This window comes from Streptomyces sp. (assembly GCF_035644915.1).
Classification (GTDB): Bacteria; Actinomycetota; Actinomycetes; order Streptomycetales; family Streptomycetaceae; genus Streptomyces.
On the sequence record NZ_DASQNP010000239.1, the window covers coordinates 1 to 22,385 of the forward strand.

The following is a 22,385-nucleotide window of genomic DNA, read 5'->3' on the forward strand; positions in this document are numbered from 1 at the left end:
CCGTCCGCGGGGGACTCGGAGACGGAGGGCGGGCCGTTCGGGGAGCTGCCCGGGCGGTCCCTCGGCTACTTCGCGGAGGCGGCGGCGGTGCGGCGGGCGCCGTTCACCACGAGCAGCGTCAGGATCGCGAGCGCGGCGCCGATCCACAGCACGCTGACGGTGCCGATGCCGTCGACGGCGAAGCCGCCGAAGAGCGCGCCGAGCGCGATGGACAGGTTGAACGTAGAGACGTACAGCGAGGAGGCGGCCTCGGTCGCGTCCGGTGCGGCGTCGAGGATCCAGGTCTGGAAGGTGACCGGCACCGCGCCGTAGCCCAGGCCCCACAGGATCATGAGGGCGCCCGCGGTGACGATGTTGGTGTCGACGAGCGCGACGAGCACCATGGCCGCGGTGAGGACCACGGAGATGCCCACGACGGTCTGCCGCAGCCGCTTGGCGATGAGCGCTCCGGCGATGAAGTTGCCGCAGATGCCGGCGACGCCGAAGGTGAGCAGCAGCGCGCCGATCATGTTGTCGTCGATGCCGTCGTCCTGGAGGATCGGCCGGACGAACGTGTAGGCCAGGAAGTGGCCGGTGATCACCAGGAAGGTGATGGCGATACCGGCCCGGACGCCGGCGTTGCCCTTCCAGACCTTCGGCAGGTCCGCGAAGGTGATGGTCTGCTCGGCCGGCACCTTCGGCATCAGGAAGAGCATGCAGGCCAGGGAGACCAGTCCGAGGATGCCCACGGCGGCGAACGCGGTGCGCCAGCCGCTGAGGTCACCGATCATGGTGCCGGTGGGGACGCCCAGGACGGACGCGGTCTCCACACCGCCGAAGATGACGGCGGTGGCACGGGGGACGTGCTTCTCCGGCACCAGGCGCAGCGCGATGCCTCCGGCGATGGACCAGAAGCCGCCGACGCTGATGCCGATCAGGAAACGGGCGACCAGGACGACCGCGAAGCTGGTCGCGAACGCGGAGGCCAGGTTGGCCGCGCCCACCAGACCGATCAGGACCGCCAGCACGATGCGGCGGTCGATGCGGCCGGTGGCCACGGTCACCAGGGGCGCCGCGACGGCGGCGACCAGGCCGGGAACGGTCACCATCAGGCCCGCGGTGCCCTCGGAGACGTCCAGGGCGGTGCCGACCGGGGTGAGCAGTCCCACGGGCAGCAGTTCGGAGGTCATCAGGGAGAAGATGCCCAGGGTCACCGCGAGGACGGCGAACCAGCCCTTGACGGGCGAACGGCCGGGGTCGGCTGACACCGGTGTGTCGACGGTGGTCACGGCTGCATCAGCCCTTCGTCAGGAATGAGGTCATGGCATGCCGCGGGCGGTGGCCCCGGTGGGTCGGCCACCGCCCGCGGGGAATGTGGGGATCACTCGGTACCGGGCGTCTTGCGCGTGGTGACGTTCATCCGGTTCCAGGTGTTGACGGTGAAGATGAGTGCGATGAGCTGGGCGAGCTCCTTCTCGTCGAAGTGCTTCGCGGCCTCCTCGTACACCTCGTCCGACACGCCCTGCGGCAGCAGGGTGACGGCCTCGGTCAGCGCCAGGGCGGCGCGCTCCTTCTCGGTGAAGAGGCTCGACTCCTCCCACGCGGAGAGCTGGTAGATCCGCTCCTCCGTCTCACCGGCCTTGCGGGCGTCGGTGGTGTGGTAGTCGATGCAGTACGCGCAGCGGTTGATCTGCGAGGCGCGGATCTGCACCAGCTCGAGCAGGACGGGGTCGAGCCCCTCGCGGGCCGCGGCGTCGAGGGCCAGGACGGCCTTGAAGACCTTGGGGGCGACGGTGGAGAAGTTCATGCGCTGAGGCACCTGAAACGTTGTCATGCCTTGACCTTAGGCGCGGAAGCGACCCAAGGTATGGTGCATTTTCATGGCAAAAACATGGGTCAATGCTCCGGAGCCGGAGGCCCTGGGAGGCGAGCCCGGGCAGACCGCGGGAACCGACCTCCACCTGGAACTTTCCGGGGAGGGAAGCCTGCGCGGCCAGCTCATGCACGCCCTGCGCGAGGCCATCCGCTCCGGCCGGCTCGCCCCCGGCACCCGATTGCCCCCCTACCGCAGCCTCGCCCAGGACCTGGGCATCGCCCGCAACACCGTCGCCGACGCCTACGCCGAACTCGTCGAGGAGGGCTGGCTCTCCGCCCGCCAGGGTTCCGGCACGCGGGTCGCCCGGCGGGCCGCACCGCTCCACCCGGACCAGGCGCGCGGCCCGCGGCGCCGGACCCGCCGGCGCGTCCTGCACGACCTGATGCCGAGTTCCCCCGACGCCGCCGCCTTCCCGCGTTCCGCGTGGCTCGCCTCCGCGCGCCGGGCCCTCGCGGCGGCCCCCAGCGACGCCTTCGGCGTGGGCGACGCGCGCGGCAGGCCCGAGCTGCGCGAGACGCTCGCGGAGTACCTGGCGCGCGCCAGGGGCGTGCGCACCGAACCCGACCGCATCGTGATCTGCTCCGGCTTCGCCCACGCGCTGAAGCTGCTGGGCAGCGTGCTGGAGGGCTCGGTCGCGGTGGAGTCCTACGGGCTGGACTTCCACCGGGACCTGATCGAGGAGGCGGGCCTGCGCACCGTCCCGCTCACGGTCGACTCCAGCGGGGCCCGGATCGACGAGTTGCCCGCCACCGGCGCCAGGACCGTCCTGCTCACGCCCGCGCACCAGTTCCCCACCGGCGGTCCGCTGCATCCGGAACGCCGGGCGGCGGTCATCGACTGGGCCCGCTCCTGCGGCGGGCTGCTCGTCGAGGACGACTACGACGGCGAGTTCCGCTACGACCGGCAGCCGGTCGGCGCGGTCCAGGGGCTGGACCCCGACCGGGTCGTCTACATCGGCTCCGCCAGCAAGAGCCTGTCGCCGGCGCTGCGGCTCGGCTGGATGGCGGTGCCGGGCTGGCTGGTCGACGACATCCTCGCCGCCAAGGGGCCGCGGGAGATGTGGTCGGGCGTCGTCGACCAGCTCACCCTGGCCGACTTCATCGCCTGCGGCGCCTACGACCGGCATCTGCGCCGCATGCGGCAGCAGTACCGGCGCCGGCGCGACCAACTGGTCGGCACGCTCGCCGAACGCGCCCCGCACATCAAGGTCAGCGGCATATCGGCCGGGCTGCACGCCGTCCTCGAACTGCCGGAGAACACCGAGGACGCGGCCCTGCGCGCGGCCCGCCGCCAGGGGCTGGCCCTCGACGGCCTGCGGCCCTACCGCCACCCCGACAGCGCGATGCCGCCGCGCGACGGCCTGGTCATCGGCTACGGCACCCCACCGGACCACGCCTTCGCGGCGGCCCTGGACGCGCTGTGCCTGGCCCTGCCGGACCCGCCCCAGGACGACCCGCCCCAGGACGGACGCCCCCTCCCGTGACGGGGCCGGCGGCACGCCGACGGCCGGACCCGGCGTGACGGGGTCCGGCCGTCGGGTGGACGCCGTGCGGCTCACCGTGCCGCGGGCGCGTCAGCGCACCCCCGGTGTGAGCGCGAGGGCGAGTTCGGTCTCCAGGCGGTCCAGGTCCGCCGCGTGGCCGTGTGCGGCGATGTGGCCGTCCGGGCGGATCAGGTGGTAGCCGGGGCGCCCGCAGACGCCGTGTCCGCCGACCGCGCCCGACGCCGGGTGGAGGACGCGGAGTTGCGGCCACCTGGCCACGATGTGGCCCGTCTCGGTCAGCCAGCGGCCGTCGCCGACAGGCGGCCGGAGCAGCAGGGTCCACGCCGTCGGGTCCGCGTCCGGGCCCGCCGTGCCGAGCGCCAGGGCCGCGTCGCGCGGGAACACCGCGCCCGGCCCGGCCGCCCCCGGGATCCGGCCCCGTATCCGGCAGCTCCGGCCGGCGGGCTGCTGGGTGTCCCGCTCCGGGGCGTAGGCGAGCCGCCGTCCGGCCATGACCGGCGCGTACAGCCGGGCCGCGGCTCCGGAGCGGTCCAGCAGCCGGAACGCCGTGTCGCGGACGCGGACCCGGCCGGGGGTGCGTGCGGTCAGCGCGCGGGTGTGCAGGTCGGTGTCCCGGACGATGCGGCGCGTGGCCTCGGCGCGTTCCGTGCCGTAGCTGTCCAGCAGGGACGCCGGGGAGCGCCCCTGGAGGACGGCGGCCAGCTTCCAGGCGAGGTTGTGGGCGTCCTGCAGGCCGTTGTTCATGCCCTGCCCGCCGGCCGGGCTGTGCACGTGCGCGGAGTCCCCGGCGAGGAAGACCCGGCCGCGCCGGAAGCCGGTGGCCCGGCGCGCGTGCACCCGGAAGACGGTCTCCCACACCGGCTCGGTGATCCGCACGCCGCGCGGGCCGCGGGTGTCGATGATCTCCTGCATGGCCTCGCGGGACATGGTGCCGCCCTCGGGCATCACCGACAGGAAGCGGAACACGCCCGCGGGCTGCGGCACGACCACCAGGGTGCCGCCGGTGGTCTGGTAGTAGGCGATCTCGTCCGGGGGCAGCCGGCCCTCGATGTGCGTGTCGACGAGCGCGAACGCCATCTCGTACGTGGTGCCCTCGAAGCCGATGCCCAACTGGCCCCGCACCGCGCTGCCGGCGCCGTCGGCGCCGACGACGAAGGGCACGGCGAACCGCTCCACCGCTCCGTCGCCGTGCTCGAGGACGGCGGTGACCGTGCCCCCGGGCTCGATCCGCCCGGAGAAGTCCACGTCGTCCAGGCACAGCAGCCGTACGCCGCGCTCGACCTTCCCGCCGAGCGAGTGCAGCCGCTCGGTCAGGATCCGCTCCGTCTCGTACTGGGGAAGCTGACGGGCCGCCAGGTCATCCGTGAAGGTGAGGGAGGCGACCGGTCTGCGGTCGGAGAAGTAGCGGAACGCGCGGACGGGGATCGAGGCGCGCCGGATCTCCTCGCCCACGCCCAGGTCCGTCAGGATGTCCCGCACCCTCGGCCACAGCGACAGGGCCTTGGGCACTCGCGCGGGCTCCGCCGCCCGGTCGACGATCCTGACGCGGACGCCGCGGCGCAGCAGCTCGCACGCGGCCAGCAGCCCGGTGGGGCCGCCTCCGACGACCAGGACGTCGGCATCGCCGTCGGTCATCTGCGTGTCCTCCTCTCCGTCGCCGGGCCGCGGGCGGTCAGGACCGCTGTCCGACGACGGTGCGGCGGCTCAGGCGGGCGGCGAGCTCGATCCGCTGCACCTTCATCGTGGCGGTGCGCGGCAGCTCCGTGATCTTCATCTGCACGGGCTCCGCGAGCTGCGGCCACTCGGCGGTCGCCTTCTCCCAGCGCTCCCGGTCCAGCGGCAGGTCCTCGCGGGTGCACAGCACCGGCACGGGCTCCCGGTCCGGGCCGGGTACGACGACCAGCTCGGTCAGCTCGTCCAGCCGGCCCAGGACGGTGTCCTCGATCTCCAGGGTGGAGGCGATGCCCGGGATGGAGTCCACCTCGCGGTCGAGCAGGTGCAGGCAGCCCTCCTCGGTGCGGTACCCGAGGTCCATGCCGCGCCACCAGCCGCCGTGCACCTGGGCGTCGTAGCGCTCGCGCTCCCCGAAGTACCCGAGCGCCCGGCCGGCGGCCTGCACGTCGATGTAGCCGGGGTTCTCCCGGGTCACCTCCTTGCCGTTCCGGCTCACCAGCTTGAACTTGGTGTCGCCGGGGAAGGCGTGGCCCTGGCAGCGGCCGTCGGCGCCCAGCGCCGTCTTCCGGGTGAAGGCGCGGCCGACCAGCGGGCCGGTCTCGCTCTGCCCGTAGATCTGGTAGAAGAGCGGCGAGCTGCGCTCGGTGGCGTGCAGCAGCTTGTGCATGGTGCTCGGGTGGATGGCGTCGAACGTGGTGCTGAAGTACTTCACGTTGGCCAGCGGCTTGAGCGGGTGGTCGACCAGCGCCTCCCACTCCATGAAGGAGTTGGGGTGGGACTCGATGAAGCCGGGCCGGGTCTCGGCCCACAGCTCGGCGGCCTTCTGCGGGTCCGCGTCGTTCATGATGACCATGCGGTTGCCCCGGGGCAGCAGCACGGCCAGCGCCAGCGGCATCCGCGAGTGGACGTAGGAGACGTGGAGCGCCACGGTCTCCCGCTCGCGGATCATGTCGAACAGCTTGGCCTGCGGGCGGTAGCGGCCGTGCAGGGTGCGGGCCGAGTGGACCACCAGCTTGGGCAGGCCCGTCGTGCCGGAGGTGTGGGTCATGAGCGCGGGCAGGTCCGGGTGCGGCACGACCGGCTCCTGCCGGGGCGCGCCGGCGAGGTCGGACAGCGACACGGTGCCGGGACGCGACCCGGCGACGATGATCACCTCGTCGGCGATCTCGCCCAGCGGGGTGCCGGCGAACGGGCCGTCCAGCTTCGCCGTGTCGGTGACGAGGTACGGGCGGCCCAGCCGCCGCAGCAGTGCGACGACGCTGTCCGCGTCCAGCGCGGGGGAAAGCTGCACCGGAACCGCGCCGAGCCGGGAAACCGCGCAGGAAAGGATGTTGATGTCGAATCCGTTGGACTTGTGAATGGCGACGTGCTCGCCGCGGCGGATTCCCGCCGCATGCAGCCTGGCCGCCGTGTCGTCGATGTACTCGGCGAGCTGGGCGAAGGTCATCCGCCGGCCGACGTCCGGGAGCAGGCCCAGGTCGTGGTCGAGAATGATGAGCTGGTCGCCGTGTTCGACTGCGGCCTGCTCGGCCACGAGGCCCATGTAGAGACCCTTGTCGCTGGACTGGACAGGAAGCATAGACGTCGCCCCCAGGTCGTTTTCCGAAACAGCGGTCAATTTACGGGAATAAGTTTTCAGGAAGTCCCGAGGGCAAAAGAAGACCGCTTTTCCGGATCCGTCACATCGCCGTGAAAGGATCTTTTTTCCGTCAGGTCGCCACAGCCCGGGAATCCGGCCAGAAGTCCGCCGACGATGCGGACGCCGTCCTGCGTGAGAACCGATTCCGGATGGAATTGAACGGATGCGAAATGCGGGCCGCGCAGGGCGTGCACCTCGCCGTTCCCCGGGTCGCGGCTCACCTCGATCACGCCGACCCCGGCGCACTCGAACTTGTCCTCGGTGCTGCGGGCGGCGAAGGTGTTGTAGAAGCCGACGCGCTCCGGGGAGCCGAACAGGTCGATCTTCCGCTGCGCGCCCTGGTTGGGCACGGTCCGGCGGACGAGCGGGAGGCCCAGCTCCCGGGCGAGCACCTGGTGGCTGAGGCAGACGGCGAGGAACGGCCGCCGCTCGCCGAGCAGCCGGCGGACCGCGTCGCGCAGGTGGGCGATCTTGGGATGCCCGGTGTCGCGCGGGTCGCCGGGGCCGGGCCCCATGACGATCAGGTCGTGCCCGTCGAAGGAGTACGGCTCGTCGAAGCGGCGGACCGCCACGGACAGGCCCATGGACCGCAGTTGGTGCCCGATCATCGCGGTGAAGGTGTCCTCGGCGTCCACGACCAGCACCCGCCGTCCGGCCGGCGCGTGCCGGGGGCGGGACCGCTCCGCCTCACCGGCCAGCCAGAACCCGGCGATCCTGTCGTTGCGGCGGGCCAGCGCGGACCGTACGTCGGGATGGTCCGCGAAGCGGGTGGTGCCGTCCGCGCGCAGGGCGTCGATCAGCCCGGAGGCCTTGGCGCGGGTCTCGGCGACCTCCGACGCCGGGTCGGAGTGGCGCACCAGCGTGGCGCCGACGCCGATCCGGACCCGCCCGGCGGCGTCGATGTCGGCGGTGCGGATGAGGATGGCGGAGTCCAGCTCGCGGGCGCCGTGCCCGTCGCGGCCGATGAGGGCGACGACGCCGCTGTAGTAGCCGCGGCCCTCGGGCTCGTACCGCTCGATGACGCGGCAGGCGCTCTCCAGCGGACTGCCGGTGACGGTCGGGGCGAACATGGTCTCGCGCAGGATCTCGCGGGGGTCGCGCGTGGTGCGGCCCTCGATGAAGTACTCGGTGTGCGCGAGGCGCGCCATCTCCTTCAGGTAGGGGCCGGTGACCCGCCCGCCGCCGTCGCAGATCCGCGCCATCATCTTGAGCTCCTCGTCGACGACCATGTAGAGCTCGTCGGCCTCCTTGCGGTCGGCGAGGAACTCCATCACCTCCGGCAGGGTGGGGCCGGTGGGCGGGTAGCGGTAGGTGCCGCTGATGGGGTTCATCACGGCCGTGCCGCCGCGGACGCTGATGTGCCGCTCCGGGGTGGCGCCGACGAACGTGCGGTCGCCGGTGTGGACGACGAACGTCCAGTAGCCGCCCGACTCCTGCTCCAGCAGCCGCCTGAACAGGGTGAGGGCGCTGCGCGGCCCGTAGTCGGTGATCTCGGCGGTGAAGGACCGCTTGATGACGAAGTTGGCGCCCACCCCCTGGCCGATCTCGTCGGCGATGACGCGGCGCACCACGTCCGCGTACGCGTCGTCGTCCACGTCGAACCGTCCGCCGCCGAGCCGGATCGGCCGGTCCCCGATCCGGGCCACCGCCTCGGCGAGCGGCACGGTGTCCTGCTCGGTGACGGTGAGCGCGATCAGCGGGGCTCCGTCGTCGGGCGCGGCGAAACCGCGCTCGGCGATCTGCCGGTACGGCATGACGACCAGGGTGTCGTGCCGGCCCGGGGGCCCGGCCGGGGTGCCGTCGGCCCCGGGCAGCGGCACGTCGGCGAGCGTCGCCGGCCTGGACACCTCGCCGACCAGGACGTCCAGCACACCGGGACCGGTGGCCTCGGGCCGGTACAGCACGGCGAAGGGCCGCGGCCGCGGGGCGAGCACCTCGTCGAGCAGGTCCGGGGCCTGCGGGCCCCTGCGGGAGCCGGTCATGCGAAAGTCTCCTTGGCGGTGGTGAGCACGGCGCAGCGCCGGGCGGCGTAGGCGAGGGCCATCCGGTGGTCGTCCTGGGAGAAGTCGGCGACGGCGTCGGCGACCAGGAAGGTCTCGATGTCGTTGCTGAACGCCTCGACGACCGTGGCCAGGACGCCGATGTGCGCGTAGACGCCGCAGACGACGAGCTGGTCCCGTCCGCAGGCGCGCATGCGGTCGAGCAGGTCGGTGTTGAAGAAGGCGCTGTAGCGCCACTTGGTGAGCATCCAGTCCCCCGGCCGCGGGGCGACCGGTCCGGCGACCTCCCGGTCGGCGGGGGCGGCCCGCATGCCCGGCCCCCAGAAGTCCTTCAGCAGGCCCCGCTGCTCGTCCGTCATGCCGCCGGGCTGGGCCGTGTAGGCCACCGGCACGCCCAGTTCGGCGCACCGCTCCCGCAGCAGGGCGACGTTGTCCACCAGGTGGGCGCGGAGTTCGGGGGGCAGCGGCGCCAGGAAGAAGCGCTGCATGTCGTGGACGAGCAGCACGGCACGTGCCGGGTCGACGGCCCACGGGGCGGTGTTGGCGGGCAGGTCCCCGGCCGTCGGCATCGGATAGGGCTCGATGGTCGGGATGCCGGCCATGGCGTCCTCTCGTTGCTCGGGTGTGGTCCGGTGGCGGCGTGGTCAGCCGCCCAGGGTGGCGCCGCCGTCGACGGTGAGGCTGTGCAGCGTGATGTGCGACGCCCGGTCGGAGAGCAGGAAGACGACGGCGTCGGCGATGTCGGACGGCCGGGCGATTTTGGCGAGGGGGATGCCCACCTTGAAGGCCTCCGGCCGGCCCTCGATCGTCCTGCGCGGGCCGGACTCGTCCTTCCACATGGAGCTGAGCATGGGCGTGTCGGTGGAGCCCGGCGCGACGACGTTGCAGCGGATGCCGTACCGGGCGACCTCCAGGCCGAGGCTCTTGGTGAACATCGTCGCCGCGGCCTTGGACGCGGCGTAGGCCGCCATCTCCGTACGGGGGGTTCCGGCCGCATTGGAGGCGACGGTGACGACGCTGCCGCGTCCGCGCCGCTTCATGCGGCGCACGACGGCGCGGGAGACGTGGAAGACGCCGGTCGCGTTGACCGCGAAGGTGACGTTCCAGTCGTCGTCGCTGAAGCCGACGGCCTCGCCGAGGCGCAGCACGCCCGCGGCGTTGACCAGGTGCTCGACCGGACCGAGGTCCCGTTCGACCGCCTCCACCACGCGCTCCACGTCGTCGCTGCGCGTGACGTCCGCGGGGTACGCGGCGACCTCCAGCCCGTCCGCGGTGAGCTTGCCGGCCATCTGCTCCAGCGGTTCCGCGTCACGGTCGACGGCGGCCACGACGGCGCCGCGCTCCGCCAGCGCGTGCACCACGGCGCTGCCGATGCCTCCGGCCGCGCCGGTGACGAGGGCGATGGTGTTGTCCATGTCTTCCCGAGCCTCCATCCGTGCAGTGCGGGCGGGCGGTGCCGTGCCTCCGGTCCCGCCGGTGCGGGCACCGGGGCGCGGCGTACGGTCACCGGCCCCAGGCCGAGACCACGGAGACGGCCTGGCCCGGGTTGAGCCGGGGGTCGCAGAAGGTGGTGTAGACCGGTCCGACGCGGTCAGCGGCGGACGCGTCGGAGACGCACTCGGTGACGGCGTCGGGGGTGGTCTCCAGGTGGAGGCCGCCGGCGACGCCCCCCGCGGAGGTCACCGCGCGGTGGAAGGCCACGACCTCGCGCTCGACGGTCTCCACGAACCGGGTCTTGACGCCGTCACGGGCTGTGACGGTGTTGCCGTGCATGGGGTCGGTCAGCCAGATCACGGGGTGTCCCGCTTCCCGTACCGCGGTCACCAGGGGCGGCAGCGCGTCGGCGACGTGGTCGGCGCCCATGCGGGCGATCAGGGTGAGCCGGCCCGGCTCGCGGTGCGGGTCGAGCCGCTCGCACAGGGCGAGCAGTTCACCGGGCGTCATGCCGGGCCCGACCTTGCAGGCGACCGGGTTGGCGACCTCGGCGAGCAGCGCGACGTGCGCGCCGTCGACCTGCCGGGTGCGTTCGCCGATCCACGGCCAGTGCGTGGAGGTCAGCAGCAGCCGGCCGGCCTCGTCCCGGCGCAGCATGGGCACCTCGTAGTCCAGGAGCAGCGCCTCGTGGCTGGTCCACACCGGCGGGTCGATGCCCGGGCCGGCGGCTCCGCCGGGCTGCCGGCCCAGGTGGCCCATCACGTCGCGGGCGGCCATGTATCCGGTGAGCAGCCGCAGCGGGTCCGGGCGGCGGCTGTCGGCGTCGGGTTCGGGGCCGTTGACCATGTGGCCGCGGTAGACGGGCAGTTCGACGCCGTCGACGACTTCGGTGGGCCGCGAGCGCGGCTTGGCGTACTGGCCCGCGATGCGGCCCACCCGCAGCACGGGCCTGCGGGTGATCAGGCGCAGCGCGCCGGCCAGCAGGTCGAGCACGGCGGCCTTGCGGGCGACGTGCTCGGCGGTGCACTCGGCCGGGTCCTCGGCGCAGTCGCCCGCCTGGATCACATGGGCCTCGCCGGCGGCGACCCGGGCCAGCAGGGACCTGAAACGGCGTACGTCGTCACCGGTCACCAGCGGGCTGCGGGCGGCGAGTTCCTTCCTGACCCGCTCCACTTGCGAGGGGTCCTCCCACTCCGGCTGCTGCAGCGCGGGTTTCAGCCGGATGTCGAGCAGGGCGTTCTCCACGGTGCCTCCGGGAAGACGGACACGGCCGGCCGTACGGGGGCGTGCCGTGCGATGGACGGGGAGCGGGCCCGCGGTTCCCGCCGGCTTGGGGCAGGGGGTGCGGCGGCGAATGCGGCAGTCCCGGGGCTTCGGGGGGTTCCGCGGAGGGCAGTCTGTGCCCCCACGGAACCCCCCGCACGTACCGGGTCAGGCGTCCTGCAGTCCCCGGCGGAGCGCCGTGGCGATCTCCACGGTGCGGCGGGCCTGGTACTCGATGGCGGCCAGGTTGTCGTCGTCGACGTTGCCGGCCTCGTTGCGCGAAACGCTGCTCACGCCGTACGGGTTGCCGTTGGTGGGGGCCAGCTGGATCGGGTCGGCCACGCCGGGCGGGACGATGATCGAACCCCAGTGGTAGAAGGCGTTGTTGAGGGCCAGGATGGTGCTCTCCTGACCGCCGTGCAGCGTGGCGGTGGAGGTGAAGGACGACATCACCTTGTTGACCAGCCCGCGCCGCATGTGCAGCGGGAGGGTCAGGTCGATGAACTGCTTGAGCGACGCGGCGGGCAGCCCGTAGCGCCCGGGGGTGCCCCAGAGCACCGCGTCGGCCCACTCCAGGTCCTCGAGAGCGGCTTCGGGGATGTCCTTGACGGCCTCCAGGTGCTCCGCCCACGCCTTGTTCCAGCTCTCGTTGCCCGGGACGATCGTCTCGGACGTCAGTTCGGCCGTCCTGCGCAGCCGCACCTCGGCGCCCGCCTTCTCGGCCGCCGCGGCGGCGGCGACGGCGAGCTTGTGCACGTTCCCCTGGGACGAGTAGTAGATGACGGCGACGTTCGTCATGTGCAGAAACTCCCTTGGCGGTCGGTTCGGTTGGATCCTGTTGGGGGGCATGGACTCCGGCCAACGGCCTCCGGGGGCATCCGTCAACTGGCCGGATCAGTCCGTCAGATCCGTCTTCCGGGTCCGTCAGGTCCGCTCCGGGTGGCGGGCCGCGACCTGACGGAGTCTCCCGGGAGCGGTGGCCGGCGGGGCCGGCGGCGCCGGCCGGCCGGTTCCGGTCAGCAGAAGCCGCTCATCCGGTCGCTCAGCATGGCGATGACGTGAGCGGCGGAGGCGAGCGTGGCGTGCCGGTGCCATCCGGCGAAGGAGCGTCCCGAGAAGTCCCGGATGCCGACCCGGTCAGTGACCTCCGCGAGGTCCCGCTCCACGCGGTGGGCGAGAGCGGACAACTGGAGCAGTTCGCCGACGCTCAGCGAGGTGAGGTCGGTGAGCCACAGTTCCGCGGGCCAGTGGCCGTGTTCGGCCACGCCCATCAGCAGCAGCGTGTTGTCGGACCGGCCGGCGCGGCGTGCGGGGGTGGACAGGGCGACCCGGATGGCGACCACCGGGCTGGGCGGCGAGAGTTCCTCGCCCGGCCGCCGCATGTGCCAGGCCATCGACATGACCTGCTCCGCCGTCATGCTGACACCGCGGCGCGGGAACGCGGGTTCCTCCACGGTCAGCCGCTGGGCGCCGTCGATGCGCAGCAGCATCGGGGTGTCCACGGCGCGCAGCCGTTCGACGACCGCGGCGACGTCCGTCTCGCGGGCGTCCATCACCACCGGCCGGATCGGCAGCCGGCACTTCTTGATCAGTTCCTGGTAGGCCCGGACCGAGCACTGGTCGAGGCTCTCCGGCGCCTCGGTCTCGGGTATGGACGCCTGGCGGCGCTGGCGCCGGTCCGCCAGCCATCTGTGGGACAGTTGCAGCCGCCAGTTCAGCGGGCTGCTCCAGTCCGGCGCGGCGGCCCACACGCCCACCGCCCGCTGGGCGTTGACCACCTGTCCGAGCGCCGGCACGAAGCGCCGTTCCACGCCCACGGAGGTCTCCCCCGCCTTGCGGATGATCAACGGGTGGACGACGTACGCCTGGGGCTGTGCGATCCGTTCCACGTGCTGGGCCAGGGCGCGGCGCACCGGCGCCCAGTCCCAGGTGGAGCTGACGATGAAGTGGTGGAGGCTCTGCTCGATGGCATCGCCGCCGAAGAGTGCGGCGATGTTGCGGATGGACTTGCGTCCCCTGGCCTCCAGCAGACCTCGCAGGTAGGTCATGCCCTTGGTGCGCTGGTCGCGGCGGGGCATCGAGGAGAACAGTTCCGGGCCGAGCGCCAGGAGCAGTCCGTCGCGGATTCCGCTGTGCGGGCGGTGTCCCGTCACGGCCGGTTCCGGGGCTTCCCGGAGTACGTGGTCGATGTGATCAGGCTGCGGGATCGTACGTATCATGCGGGTCCCCCTTGGCCGATTACGGCCCCTGCGAGATCTGCCGGTGTGGTGCGCAGACGGGGACCGGAGCAACGATCCGGCCACCTGCGCGCCCTGGGAGGCTCACACGGGGTGGCCAAGGGCGGGCCAAAGGTCGGCAAACGCCCAGGCAGACGGCGTCCGCCCACCCGCTCGAATGTTCAATTCCGCGATCCGGCGGTGGAAGGTATCCGCCAATGGCGAGCTACGCCCTGCGGCGGGCCGAAATGGCCGGAACGGTCCTGTCTTCACCTGGGGTTCCTCCGCGATCGGGGAGGCCCGCGTCGCGTCCGGCCCCTCGGCGGTGCGCGTGCCGTCCCCGGCCCGGGCGACCTGCTTGCCGGTGTGCTCCCGGGCCCCTCGTCCTCCGGGCCGGGTCCCCGGTCCAACGCCCGGAAGGGGACAGCCGGGCCGTCTTGTCCGTCGGTCTCCTGTACCGGCGGGGTGGGGTGTGCCGGGCGGATTCGTCCCGCACACCCCGGGGACCGGTGGTGCTCCGGCCGTACGTCTCGCGGGCCCGGGGCCCGGAGTCCAAAGGGGCGGCGAAGCGGTGTGGTGCCCGCGTCCTTCCCGGACGCGAGCAGCACCTGCCGGGACGGTTCCTGCGCCTCGGCGGGCAGCGAGTTCCCCGGCTCGGCCCGGCCGGTCACCAGGACGGGCCGGCCGGCCCGGCGCAGCGGTCCGGCGACCGTGTCGCCGTCCGGCTCGGGCGGCAGCAGTGCGGGAACGGCGCCGGTCCCCACGACCGCGCGGGCCGGGAGGGGGTTGTCGAAGCCGTCGCTCCTGCGCACGGCGGCGTGACCGCCCGGCCGGACCGGCACCGACCGCAGGCGGGAGGCGAAGCCGCCGATCGGCTCGGCCGGTTCCGTCAGGGTCGTGTCGGTGCACGGGCCGACTCCGTCGGGTGCGGCCTCGTGGACCGCCGCGGCACCTCGGGGTCCCGGCAGTCGGTCACGGCCGGGCGCCCCTCCCACGCCCCGGCCGTCTCACCGCCCGGCTTCCGTCGTCTCGATCCCCACTGGCCCGTCACGCCGTCGCCCCTAGGATGACGCCGTGCCGATGACCCTGCGGGACGTGACGCCCGACGACATACGCATGAGCACCGACGTCGAACCCCTGATCCGTACCCTGCGCCCCGGCCTGTCGGCGGAGGCGTTCGCCGCCTTCGCCAAGGAGGCGCACGGCCAGGGGCTCGTGTTCACCGCCGCCTACGACGAGCAGGACCGGTGCCTCGCCGTGGCCACCCACCGTGTGCTGGCGACGAGCCGGGGCCGGATCTTCTTCGTCGACGACCTCGTCACCCACCCCGAGCGGCGCTCCGGCGGCATCGGGGCCCGGCTCCTGACCGCCCTGAAGGAGCGGGCGCGCGCCGCCGGATGTGTCCGCGTGGAACTCGACTCGGGGGTGACGAACCAGGCCGCCCACCGCTTCTACCACTCCCAGCGGCTGGTGATCTCCGCACTGCACTTCTCCGCCGAGGTCACCTCCTGACCGGTGGCTCTCCCCCGCCGTCGGCCGTCTTCGGACCGGTCCTGGACCCGTCCTTGGCCGGTGTGGCCGGACCTGGGGCGACACCGTCGCGCACCGGGGAGAACCCGCCTCGACGCCCCGGCCGTCGCGGCCGGGCCCACGGACTGCCCGAGCACTGCCGCGAACTCATCGGTCCCGAGCGCGACGGCCGATCACCGGTCCCGGGTCTTTCAGCCTGTTCGGATGGTCGACGACGACGCTTGCGGCGGTCCGGTCGTCCGGGGGGAGGTCCCGCGTCCGGTTCCGCTCGCCTGCTGTTCCCGGGGCCGGTACGACCGTTGGAGGACGAACCGACGCCCGACTTCCCGGTCGGGGCCTGCGGGTCCTGGAGAGCGTCGAGACCTCGGTGCGGACCTGGGACGGCGACGGCCTCGACACCTTCCTCTCCTCTTCCTCTCCTCGCTTGCCGAAGACTTCCGCGGCTGGACAGGGGTGCGCACCTGGTGCTCCCTCTGCTACGACCTGACCCTCTCGGCTGAGCACCGTCCCGGCGGCCACGTCCACCTGACCTGGGGGTTCCATGACCGTGCGTCCTCCGAGGCATGGCACTTCGAAGCCACCACGGTGCACGCGGCGGGCGAGGACATGCGGAACCCTGCCGCCGAAGTGCACGCGTTCCTTGCGGGCGTGACGGAGTAGCCGGAAGGCTCCCGCAGTCGGGCCGCCACCGGGCGAGGCGGCGTCCGCATCGGGCGTGGTGGCGATCCGCTCGATGAGACCTGGCCGTCCCGGGGGAGCCCTTCACCGGACACACCCCGATCGTCGGGCAGCGGTCTGCCGTACCCCGAGCTCCCCCGCCCACCACTATTGCCAATTACTTGCAACTGCATCACTATGGCAATAAGAACACCGTGGATGCGGAAGAGGGCACGGAAGGGGAGCGCTCGTGGCAGGCCGTCGAATCGTGCCCGGAACCGGTGCGCCGCATGACGGAAGCGGCACGGCCCCCGTCCGGGAGGAGGGACCGCCGGACCGGGCGGGGCCGCGGTCGTCCGGCACCGGAACCGCCGTCACGGCGTCCCGGAGGGGCCGCCCGGCGGCGCCCCTCGTCCGCACGGTGCCCGGTGAGCGGCTTCCCCCGTACTACGACGGCGTCCGGGAGGTGTACGCCGACGCGTTCGGCTCTCCCCCGTGGGAGGAGGACCCGGCGATGGCCGACGCCTACCTGGACCGGCTGGCCTCGGACGCCGGACGTCCGGGATTCACGGCCGCCCTGGCCGTCGACGGCGGCGCCGTCCTCGGCTTCGCCGTCGCCTGGACCACTCCGTCGCCCTTCCCGCGTGAGCGGTGCTACCCACACGTCGCCGCCGCGCTCGGGCCCGAGCGCACGGACGACTGGCTGTGCGGCGCCCGGGAGGTCGACGAACTCGCCGTCCGCCGCGAGGCGCGCGGCCTCGGCCTGGGCGCGGCGCTCCTCGACGCGGTCACCGCGGGAGCCCCGGAGGGCCGCTCCTGGCTGCTGACCGCCGCGCGCGCCGGGGCCGCGGCCGGTTTCTACCGCCGCCTGGGCTGGCACCAGGCCACTCACCCGGGGGCCGACCGCAGGGGGGTCATCGCCTTCCTCGGCCCCCGCCACCCCGGCGGCCTTCCCTCCTGACGGCCGCCGGGGCACACCGTGCGCACCGCTCGGGGAGCGCGCGGCCGGCCCGTTCACACGTGTCTCGTTATCGCCCTGTCGCACCACCGTGCGCGCTGCGATATTCGTACGTCGCCGCGCCCCTCACCGGCCGTACCACCTCCAGGCGCCACCCACCGCACGGAAGGTGTCCGATGCCGATCCAGCCAGACGGCCGTCCCCCGCCGCGGGTCTTCTCGGGGGTGTGTCACGGCACCCTCGGAGAGCTGTTCCAGGGTCCGCTCCAGCGGGCGGGCGAACCGGACATCGCGCTGGTGTCCTTCCCCGTCGACCGGCACTCCTGGAGGTACTTCGCGCCGGATCCCGAAGGGCCGCCCGATCCCCTGCCTCCCGGGGAGAAGTCGGCGAGGGCCGCCGGACTGTTCCTTGGGCACTACGGCCTGACGCTGCCGCCGGGCCGCTGGAGCGCCCACTCCGACCTGCGCGTCGGTGTGGGCATGGCCAGTTCCACGGCCGACATCGTGGCGACGCTGCGCTGTCTGTTCCGGCTCTTCCGCCTGCCCTGCGACCTGCGGGTGGTGGTCGGAGTGCTGTCCGCGATCGAGCGGGCGGACAGCGTCTTCCTCGACGAGTTCGCGCTGTACCTCAGCGGGCGGCACCGCCTGGAGAGGAGGCTGGGCACCGCCGTCGGCTTCCACACCGCCTTCGTCACGGAGGCCGGCACCGTGGACACCGCCGCCGTCACCCCGCTGCTGATGCGGCACTACCGGCGGCGGGCAACGGAGTACGAGCGCTGTCTGACCGACCTGCTCAAGGGGTTCTCGGCGGCCGATCCGGCGGCCGTCGCCCGCGCGGCGACCACCAGCGCCGTCCTCTCCCAGGAGGTGCTGCCCAAGGCGACGTTCGAGGCCGTACTGGCGCACCGGGAGGAGTTCGGCGCCGACGGCGTCTTCGTCGCGCACACCGGCTGCCTGGTCGGCTACCTCTTCGCACGGCGCCCCTCCCCCTCGCTCAAGGGAGGGCTGTCCGAGTTCTTCCACTCGCTCGGCCACCAGTGTTCGTTCGCCCAAGGAGGCTACGGGTGATACACCCCCACATCGCCGACGCCCTCAAGAACCCGGACCTGGTCCAACTGTCCGAAGGGATGGTCCTGGTCCGCTTCGAGTCGATGAAGATCTACTCCGCGCTCGCCGCCGTGCGCCACCTGCTCGACCGGGGCACGATCCGGCCGGGGCAGACCCTCGTCGACAGCTCCAGCGGCATCTACGCCCACGCCCTGGCGCTGGCCTGCCACCGCTACGGGATGCGCTGCCACATCGTGGCCTCCACCACCGTCGACGCCACCGTCCGCACCCAACTGGAGATCCTCGGCGCCACCGTCGAACAGGTCGGACCGTCGGCGGACCTCAAGCTCGACCAGGAGTTACGGGTCCGGCGGATACGGCAGATCCTGGCGGAGCACCCGGACGTCCACTGGATGCGCCAGTACCACGACGACGTCCACTACCTCGGCTACCGCGAGGTCGCCGACCTCGTCGCCGCCGAGTTCCCCGGCCGTCCGCTGACGGTGGTCGGCGGCGTCGGGTCGGGCGCGTCCACCGGAGGGCTGGTGGAGCACCTGCGGCGGCGCGACCCCGCCGTCCGGCTGGTCGGCCTGCAGCCCTTCGGCAGCGTGACCTTCGGCAGCGAGGACCACCACGACCCGGAGGCGATCATCGCCGGCATCGGCTCCTCCATCGTCTTCGACAACGTCCGCCACCACCTGTACGACGCGATCCACTGGCTGGACTTCACCCGCGCCATGTCAGGGGCCGTCGCGCTGCTGCGCGAGCACGCCGTGTTCGCCGGGCTGTCCACGGGCGCCGCCTACCTGGCCGCCTCCTGGGAGGCGCGCCGCTTCCCCGATCGGCTCCACCTGGTGATCGGTGCCGACACCGGCCACCGCTACGTCGAGCGGGTCTTCGCCCGGCACGGCGAGGCGCTGGACCCCGCCGCGCTGGAACCGGTGGAGATCGCCTCGCTGTCGGACCTGTCCATGCCCTGGTCGGTGATGGCCTGGAACCGCGCCCCCCAACCGGCGCGGCGGCGGGAGCGGGAGGAACCGGCGTCATGACGGTCGTCTCCCTGGAAGCCCTCACCTTCGGCCTGGGGCACCTGGCGCGCGCCGCCGAAGCCCTCGGGGAGCGGCTCCGGCTGCTGACCCGTGACCCCGGCTGGTACGCGTACGAGCTGGGGCGGCTGCCCGTCGGTGCCCTGGAGGTGGTCGAGGTGGACACCTTCGATCCCGACGCCGTGGCGGCGGAGCTGTCCCGCACCCCGGAACTGCGCGGGCTCATCAGCTCCACCGACACCTGGACCCTGGTCGGCGCCGACCTGACGGCCCGCTTCGGCCTGCCCGGCCTGGACCCGGCCGTGCTGCGGCTGATGCGGGACAAGGCCAGGGTGCGCGACCTGCTGCACGAGGCGGGCCTGTCCCGGGCCCGTGCGGTGGAGGTGGACCCCGCCCGCGGCGACGCCCTCCTGCCCGCGCTGCTGCGCAAGGAGGTGGGTCTGCCCGCGGTGCTCAAGGACACCGCGGGCACGGGCAGTCAGAACGTGTGGCTGGCCCGCGACGAGCCGGAGCTGGAGGCGGCGCTGCGCGAGGCCGCCGGGCGGCGGCTGACCGGGCGGCTGTTCGCCGAACCGTACTTCTCCGGCCCGGTCTACAGCGCCGAGACGCTCACCTGGCGGGGGCGCACCCGGCTCCTGGGCGTCTCCAGCCGGCTGATGTCGCGCGAGCCGCGCTTCCGCGAGGAGATCACCGCGTTCCCCGTCGCCTTCCCGGAGGCGCAGCGCGCCTCGCTGGAGCGGTGGCTGGACGAGGTGCTCGCGACGGTGGGGTACACCGACCGCTTCGCCCACGTCGAGTTCGCCCTCACCCTCGCGGGCCCGGAGGTCGTCGAGATCAACCCGCGGATCGGCGGGGCCCTCGTCGCGGAGGGCATGTGCCGGGCCCTGGGCCGCAACGTGTACGAGGCGATGGTGGAGACCGCTCTCGGCCGCCGCCCCCGACTTATCGACGAGGAGCTGCCCGGCGGGCCGGCCGTCGCCTTCGTCCTCGCGTACCCCGAGCGGCCCGGCGTGTTCACGGGCGTCCTCGGGCTGGAGCGGCTGGCGGACATGCCCGGCTCCCCCGCCTGGTACCCGGTCAAGCGCGTGGGCGACCGCATCGAGCACCTGGACGACAGCCGCGGCTACGCGGGCATCGTCTACGCGGAGGCCGAGACGGCGGAGCTGGCCACCCACCGCGCCGTGGCCGCCGCCAACGCCGTACGGGTCCTCACCGGGCGGACGGCCGGTGAGTGACGGGCCCGCCGCCACCGGTGCCGCCGCCACCGTGCGGAACTCACTGCTCCACCTGACCGGTCCCCTGCGGTTCCTGCTGCTCAGCTCCTTCCTCATCCCGCTGGGCAGCTTCATGGTCCTGCCGTTCATGTCGGTGTTCCTGCACGAGCGGCTCGGCATGGGCCTGGGCACCGTGGGGGTGGTGCTGGCCGCGGCGTCCCTGGTGCAGTTCTCCGGCGGCGTCCTCGGCGGCGCGCTCGCCGACCGCATCGGGCTGCGGCGCACCATGGTCTGGGCGCTGGTGGTGCGCACCGCGGGCTTCGCGGGCCTGGTGGCGGCCCTGCGCTGGCCGCCGCTGGTGGTGGGCGCGCTGGTCCTGACGTGCTGCGGTGCGGCGCTGTACCTGCCGGCCAACAAGGCGTACCTGATCCACGGCACGGACGAGGAGCGGCGGCCGTTCCTCCTCTCGGCGGGGAACGCGGCACTGAACGCGGGCATGGCGGTCGGGCCGCTGATCGCCGGCCCGTTCGTGCTCTCCTCGCCGGGGGCCCTGTTCGTCGCCGTCACCGGTCTCTTCCTGCTGGTGACGGCCGGGCACACGCTCCTGCCGCCGGAGGGCGACGGAGAGACGGGGGCGGAGGCGGGGACAGAGACGGGGGCGGAGGGGCGGCAGGGGACGGCCGGCGGACCCCCGGCGGGCCGGGGGCTCCTGTCCGGCCTGGCCCCCCTGCCGTTCGCCGCCACCGTGCTGGCGTTCTACCTCTACTTCCACTTCCAGCACTACCTGGCGGTGTTCGCCGTGGAACGCGCCTCCAGCGAGTTCTACAGCGTGGTGCTCCTGACCTGCTTCCTGCTGGTCATCGTGGGCCAGCCGCCGGCCTCCGGCCGGATCCGGCGGATGCCCTACCGGCGGGCGCTGGCGGTGGGCTTCGCGTCGCTCGCCGCCGGGATGGCGGTCCTGGCGGTCGGCACCCGCCCGGCACTGCTGCTCGGCGGCCTCCTGATCACCGCGGGCGACATCGTGCTGTTCCTGAAGAACGACCTGGAGGCCCTGCGCCGCAGCCCGCGGTCCGACGTCGTCGTCTTCGGGCAGCAGCGGCTGGCGGCGGGGCTGGGCGCCTGCGCCAGCGGCGTGCTCGGCGGGCAGCTGTACGGCCTGGGCGAACGGGCGGGCGACACCGGCTGGTTCTGGCTGGCCGCGGCGGCGCAGTGCCTGCTCCTGCCGCCGCTGCTGCTGTCCGCCGTGCGCGGGACCGCCGCACCGGCTGGCCGCCGCGGCGGCCGGGACACGGAAAAGCGGGACGAAACCGAAGGCGAGGAAGGATTCCGATGACACGGGCACACGGGTTCGACGACGAAGAGTTCTGGACCGGCTTCTACGACTTCCTCTTCTCCGAGGAGCGCTTCTCCCGGGCCGAGGAACTCCTCGACGCCTCCCCCCTGCTCTCCTTCGCGCCCGGGACGCGCGTGCTCGACCTGTGCTGCGGCCCCGGCGTGTTCACCGTCCCCCTCGCCCGCCGCGGCCTGGAGGTCACCGGGGTGGACCGCAGCCCGGCCATGCTGGAGCGGGCCCGGGAGTCCTGCGCCGCGGCGGGGGTGAAGGCCCGGTTCGTGCGGGCCGACGCCCGGGAGCACGTCGAGCCGGGCGCGTACGACACCGTGCTCAACATGTTCACCTCCTTCGGGTACTTCGAGGACCCCGGCGACAACGCGCGGGTGCTGCGCGGCATGCACGACTGCCTGGCGCCCGGGGGCCGCCTGCTGCTGGACGTGGCGGGCAAGGAGCTGCTGGCCCGCAAGGTGACTCCCCCGAAGGTCGTCCGGCGCGGCGACGACCTGCTGGTGCAGACCGACACCGTGCTGGACGACTGGGCCCGGCTGCGCAGCGACTGGGTCCTGGTGCGGGGGGACCGCGTCCACCGGGCGAGCCTGGTCTGGTTCGTCTACAGCGCGGTGGAGCTGCGCGCGATGGTGCGGGAGGCGGGTTTCGAGGAGGTCGAGGTCTTCGGCGGCTTCGACGGCCGCCCCTACGACCAGGACGCCGAGCGGCTGGTCGTCCGGGCCGCCCGCGCGGAGTGAGGGAACGGGCGCCGGGCCCGCGGGGCACCGGCCGCACACCCTTGGCCCCGTCACCCGCCAGTGCGTAGTATCACGTGGTCATCACCGCGACGGGAATCAGGAAGCCGGTGCGAATCCGGCACGGTCCCGCCACTGTGACCGGGGAGCACAACCCTTCGTGAACGCCACTGCGCAAGCGGGAAGGCCGGGGGAGCGTCGATCCGGGAGTCAGGACACTGCCCTGTCGCGGGTCTGTCTGTCCGAGGAGCGCGGACTCCGCAGGAGGCATTG

At 73.2% G+C, this 22,385-nt stretch carries 19 protein-coding genes and 1 riboswitch; of the genes, 9 read left to right on the forward strand and 10 right to left on the reverse strand.

Annotated features, from left to right (window positions below; genetic code table 11):
- Positions 1-65: 65 nt before the first annotated feature.
- Both VE546_RS25420 and VE546_RS25425 read right to left on the reverse strand, forming a co-directional pair.
- Positions 66-1,268, reverse strand: coding sequence for an MFS transporter (locus tag VE546_RS25420; protein WP_324926284.1), 1,203 nt, complete (start codon positions 1,266-1,268; stop codon positions 66-68).
- Positions 1,269-1,360: 92 nt separating this feature from the next.
- Positions 1,361-1,786 (reverse strand): carboxymuconolactone decarboxylase family protein, encoded by a 426-nt coding sequence (locus tag VE546_RS25425; protein WP_414720584.1) that lies wholly within the window; start codon positions 1,784-1,786, stop codon positions 1,361-1,363.
- Between the two features lie 73 nt (positions 1,787-1,859).
- Between VE546_RS25425 and VE546_RS25430 the strand changes: the two genes are divergently transcribed.
- Entirely contained in the window at positions 1,860-3,338 is a 1,479-nt protein-coding gene (locus tag VE546_RS25430) for a PLP-dependent aminotransferase family protein (RefSeq protein WP_324926288.1), read from the forward strand.
- A 90-nt stretch (positions 3,339-3,428) separates the two neighbouring features.
- Here the strand turns inward: VE546_RS25430 and VE546_RS25435 are convergent, their stop codons facing one another.
- The 8 genes from VE546_RS25435 to VE546_RS25470 all read right to left on the reverse strand — a co-directional run bounded on the left by VE546_RS25435 (position 3,429) and on the right by VE546_RS25470 (position 13,588).
- A complete protein-coding gene (locus tag VE546_RS25435) occupies positions 3,429-4,994 on the reverse strand; it encodes an FAD-dependent monooxygenase (RefSeq protein ID WP_324926290.1) in 1,566 nt (521 codons plus the stop codon).
- Positions 4,995-5,031: 37 nt separating this feature from the next.
- Positions 5,032-6,612, reverse strand: coding sequence for a class I adenylate-forming enzyme family protein (locus VE546_RS25440; RefSeq protein WP_324926292.1), 1,581 nt, complete (start codon positions 6,610-6,612; stop codon positions 5,032-5,034).
- A gap of 56 nt (positions 6,613-6,668) precedes the next feature.
- Positions 6,669-8,654, reverse strand: coding sequence for an anthranilate synthase family protein (locus tag VE546_RS25445; protein ID WP_324926295.1), 1,986 nt, complete (start codon positions 8,652-8,654; stop codon positions 6,669-6,671).
- Complete coding sequence (locus VE546_RS25450) at positions 8,651-9,274, reverse strand: isochorismatase family protein (protein ID WP_324926297.1); 624 nt, start codon at positions 9,272-9,274, stop codon at positions 8,651-8,653. Before VE546_RS25450 ends, VE546_RS25445 begins: the two co-directional genes overlap by 4 nt.
- Positions 9,275-9,316: 42 nt before the next feature.
- Positions 9,317-10,087 carry a 2,3-dihydro-2,3-dihydroxybenzoate dehydrogenase gene (locus VE546_RS25455; RefSeq protein ID WP_324926299.1) on the reverse strand — a complete coding sequence of 257 codons (771 nt, stop codon included), beginning with the start codon at positions 10,085-10,087 and terminating at the stop codon, positions 9,317-9,319.
- A gap of 88 nt (positions 10,088-10,175) precedes the next feature.
- Positions 10,176-11,351 (reverse strand): 3-deoxy-7-phosphoheptulonate synthase, encoded by a 1,176-nt coding sequence (locus VE546_RS25460; RefSeq protein ID WP_324926301.1) that lies wholly within the window; start codon positions 11,349-11,351, stop codon positions 10,176-10,178.
- Positions 11,352-11,537: 186 nt separating this feature from the next.
- Positions 11,538-12,167, reverse strand: a complete 630-nt coding sequence (locus tag VE546_RS25465; protein ID WP_324926303.1) for an NAD(P)H-dependent oxidoreductase — start codon at positions 12,165-12,167, stop codon at positions 11,538-11,540.
- 218 nt (positions 12,168-12,385) lie between these two features.
- Complete coding sequence (locus VE546_RS25470) at positions 12,386-13,588, reverse strand: IS701 family transposase (RefSeq protein ID WP_324926305.1); 1,203 nt, start codon at positions 13,586-13,588, stop codon at positions 12,386-12,388.
- A gap of 1,077 nt (positions 13,589-14,665) precedes the next feature.
- Between VE546_RS25470 and VE546_RS25475 the strand changes: the two genes are divergently transcribed.
- The 8 genes from VE546_RS25475 to VE546_RS25510 all read left to right on the forward strand — a co-directional run bounded on the left by VE546_RS25475 (position 14,666) and on the right by VE546_RS25510 (position 22,115).
- The gene (locus VE546_RS25475) at positions 14,666-15,097 is read left to right on the forward strand and encodes a GNAT family N-acetyltransferase (protein WP_324926345.1); all 432 of its coding nucleotides are present in this window, start codon (positions 14,666-14,668) and stop codon (positions 15,095-15,097) included.
- A gap of 222 nt (positions 15,098-15,319) precedes the next feature.
- On the forward strand, positions 15,320-15,775 hold the full coding sequence (locus VE546_RS25480) for a DUF6228 family protein (RefSeq protein ID WP_324926307.1): 456 nt from the start codon (positions 15,320-15,322) through the stop codon (positions 15,773-15,775).
- 418 nt (positions 15,776-16,193) lie between these two features.
- Positions 16,194-16,733 carry a GNAT family N-acetyltransferase gene (locus VE546_RS25485; protein ID WP_324926309.1) on the forward strand — a complete coding sequence of 180 codons (540 nt, stop codon included), beginning with the start codon at positions 16,194-16,196 and terminating at the stop codon, positions 16,731-16,733.
- Between the two features lie 173 nt (positions 16,734-16,906).
- The gene (locus VE546_RS25490; RefSeq protein ID WP_324926311.1) at positions 16,907-17,797 is read left to right on the forward strand and encodes a hypothetical protein; all 891 of its coding nucleotides are present in this window, start codon (positions 16,907-16,909) and stop codon (positions 17,795-17,797) included.
- On the forward strand, positions 17,794-18,825 hold the full coding sequence (locus VE546_RS25495; RefSeq protein WP_324926313.1) for a cysteine synthase family protein: 1,032 nt from the start codon (positions 17,794-17,796) through the stop codon (positions 18,823-18,825). The genes VE546_RS25490 and VE546_RS25495 overlap by 4 nt, the downstream gene beginning before the upstream one ends.
- Positions 18,822-20,057 (forward strand): ATP-grasp domain-containing protein, encoded by a 1,236-nt coding sequence (locus VE546_RS25500; protein ID WP_324926315.1) that lies wholly within the window; start codon positions 18,822-18,824, stop codon positions 20,055-20,057. The genes VE546_RS25495 and VE546_RS25500 overlap by 4 nt, the downstream gene beginning before the upstream one ends.
- Positions 20,050-21,369: an MFS transporter gene (locus VE546_RS25505; protein ID WP_324926317.1), complete on the forward strand. Its 1,320-nt coding sequence runs from the start codon at positions 20,050-20,052 to the stop codon at positions 21,367-21,369. Before VE546_RS25500 ends, VE546_RS25505 begins: the two co-directional genes overlap by 8 nt.
- Positions 21,366-22,115 carry a class I SAM-dependent methyltransferase gene (locus VE546_RS25510; protein ID WP_324926319.1) on the forward strand — a complete coding sequence of 250 codons (750 nt, stop codon included), beginning with the start codon at positions 21,366-21,368 and terminating at the stop codon, positions 22,113-22,115. The genes VE546_RS25505 and VE546_RS25510 overlap by 4 nt, the downstream gene beginning before the upstream one ends.
- Positions 22,116-22,173: 58 nt before the next feature.
- A riboswitch (cobalamin riboswitch) is annotated at positions 22,174-22,352 on the forward strand.
- Positions 22,353-22,385 lie beyond the last annotated feature (33 nt).

Coding starts and splice junctions, on each gene's coding strand:
- VE546_RS25425 (WP_414720584.1), bottom strand. CDS start 1,786: ATGAACTTCTCCACCGTCGCCCCCAAGGTCTTCAAGGCCGTCCTGGCC.
- VE546_RS25430 (WP_324926288.1), top strand. CDS start 1,860: ATGGCAAAAACATGGGTCAATGCTCCGGAGCCGGAGGCCCTGGGAGGC.
- VE546_RS25435 (WP_324926290.1), bottom strand. CDS start 4,994: ATGACCGACGGCGATGCCGACGTCCTGGTCGTCGGAGGCGGCCCCACC.
- VE546_RS25440 (WP_324926292.1), bottom strand. CDS start 6,612: ATGCTTCCTGTCCAGTCCAGCGACAAGGGTCTCTACATGGGCCTCGTG.
- VE546_RS25445 (WP_324926295.1), bottom strand. CDS start 8,654: ATGACCGGCTCCCGCAGGGGCCCGCAGGCCCCGGACCTGCTCGACGAG.
- VE546_RS25450 (WP_324926297.1), bottom strand. CDS start 9,274: ATGGCCGGCATCCCGACCATCGAGCCCTATCCGATGCCGACGGCCGGG.
- VE546_RS25455 (WP_324926299.1), bottom strand. CDS start 10,087: ATGGACAACACCATCGCCCTCGTCACCGGCGCGGCCGGAGGCATCGGC.
- VE546_RS25465 (WP_324926303.1), bottom strand. CDS start 12,167: ATGACGAACGTCGCCGTCATCTACTACTCGTCCCAGGGGAACGTGCAC.
- VE546_RS25470 (WP_324926305.1), bottom strand. CDS start 13,588: ATGATACGTACGATCCCGCAGCCTGATCACATCGACCACGTACTCCGG.
- VE546_RS25475 (WP_324926345.1), top strand. CDS start 14,666: ATGACCCTGCGGGACGTGACGCCCGACGACATACGCATGAGCACCGAC.
- VE546_RS25480 (WP_324926307.1), top strand. CDS start 15,320: ATGGTCGACGACGACGCTTGCGGCGGTCCGGTCGTCCGGGGGGAGGTC.
- VE546_RS25490 (WP_324926311.1), top strand. CDS start 16,907: ATGCCGATCCAGCCAGACGGCCGTCCCCCGCCGCGGGTCTTCTCGGGG.
- VE546_RS25500 (WP_324926315.1), top strand. CDS start 18,822: ATGACGGTCGTCTCCCTGGAAGCCCTCACCTTCGGCCTGGGGCACCTG.
- VE546_RS25510 (WP_324926319.1), top strand. CDS start 21,366: ATGACACGGGCACACGGGTTCGACGACGAAGAGTTCTGGACCGGCTTC.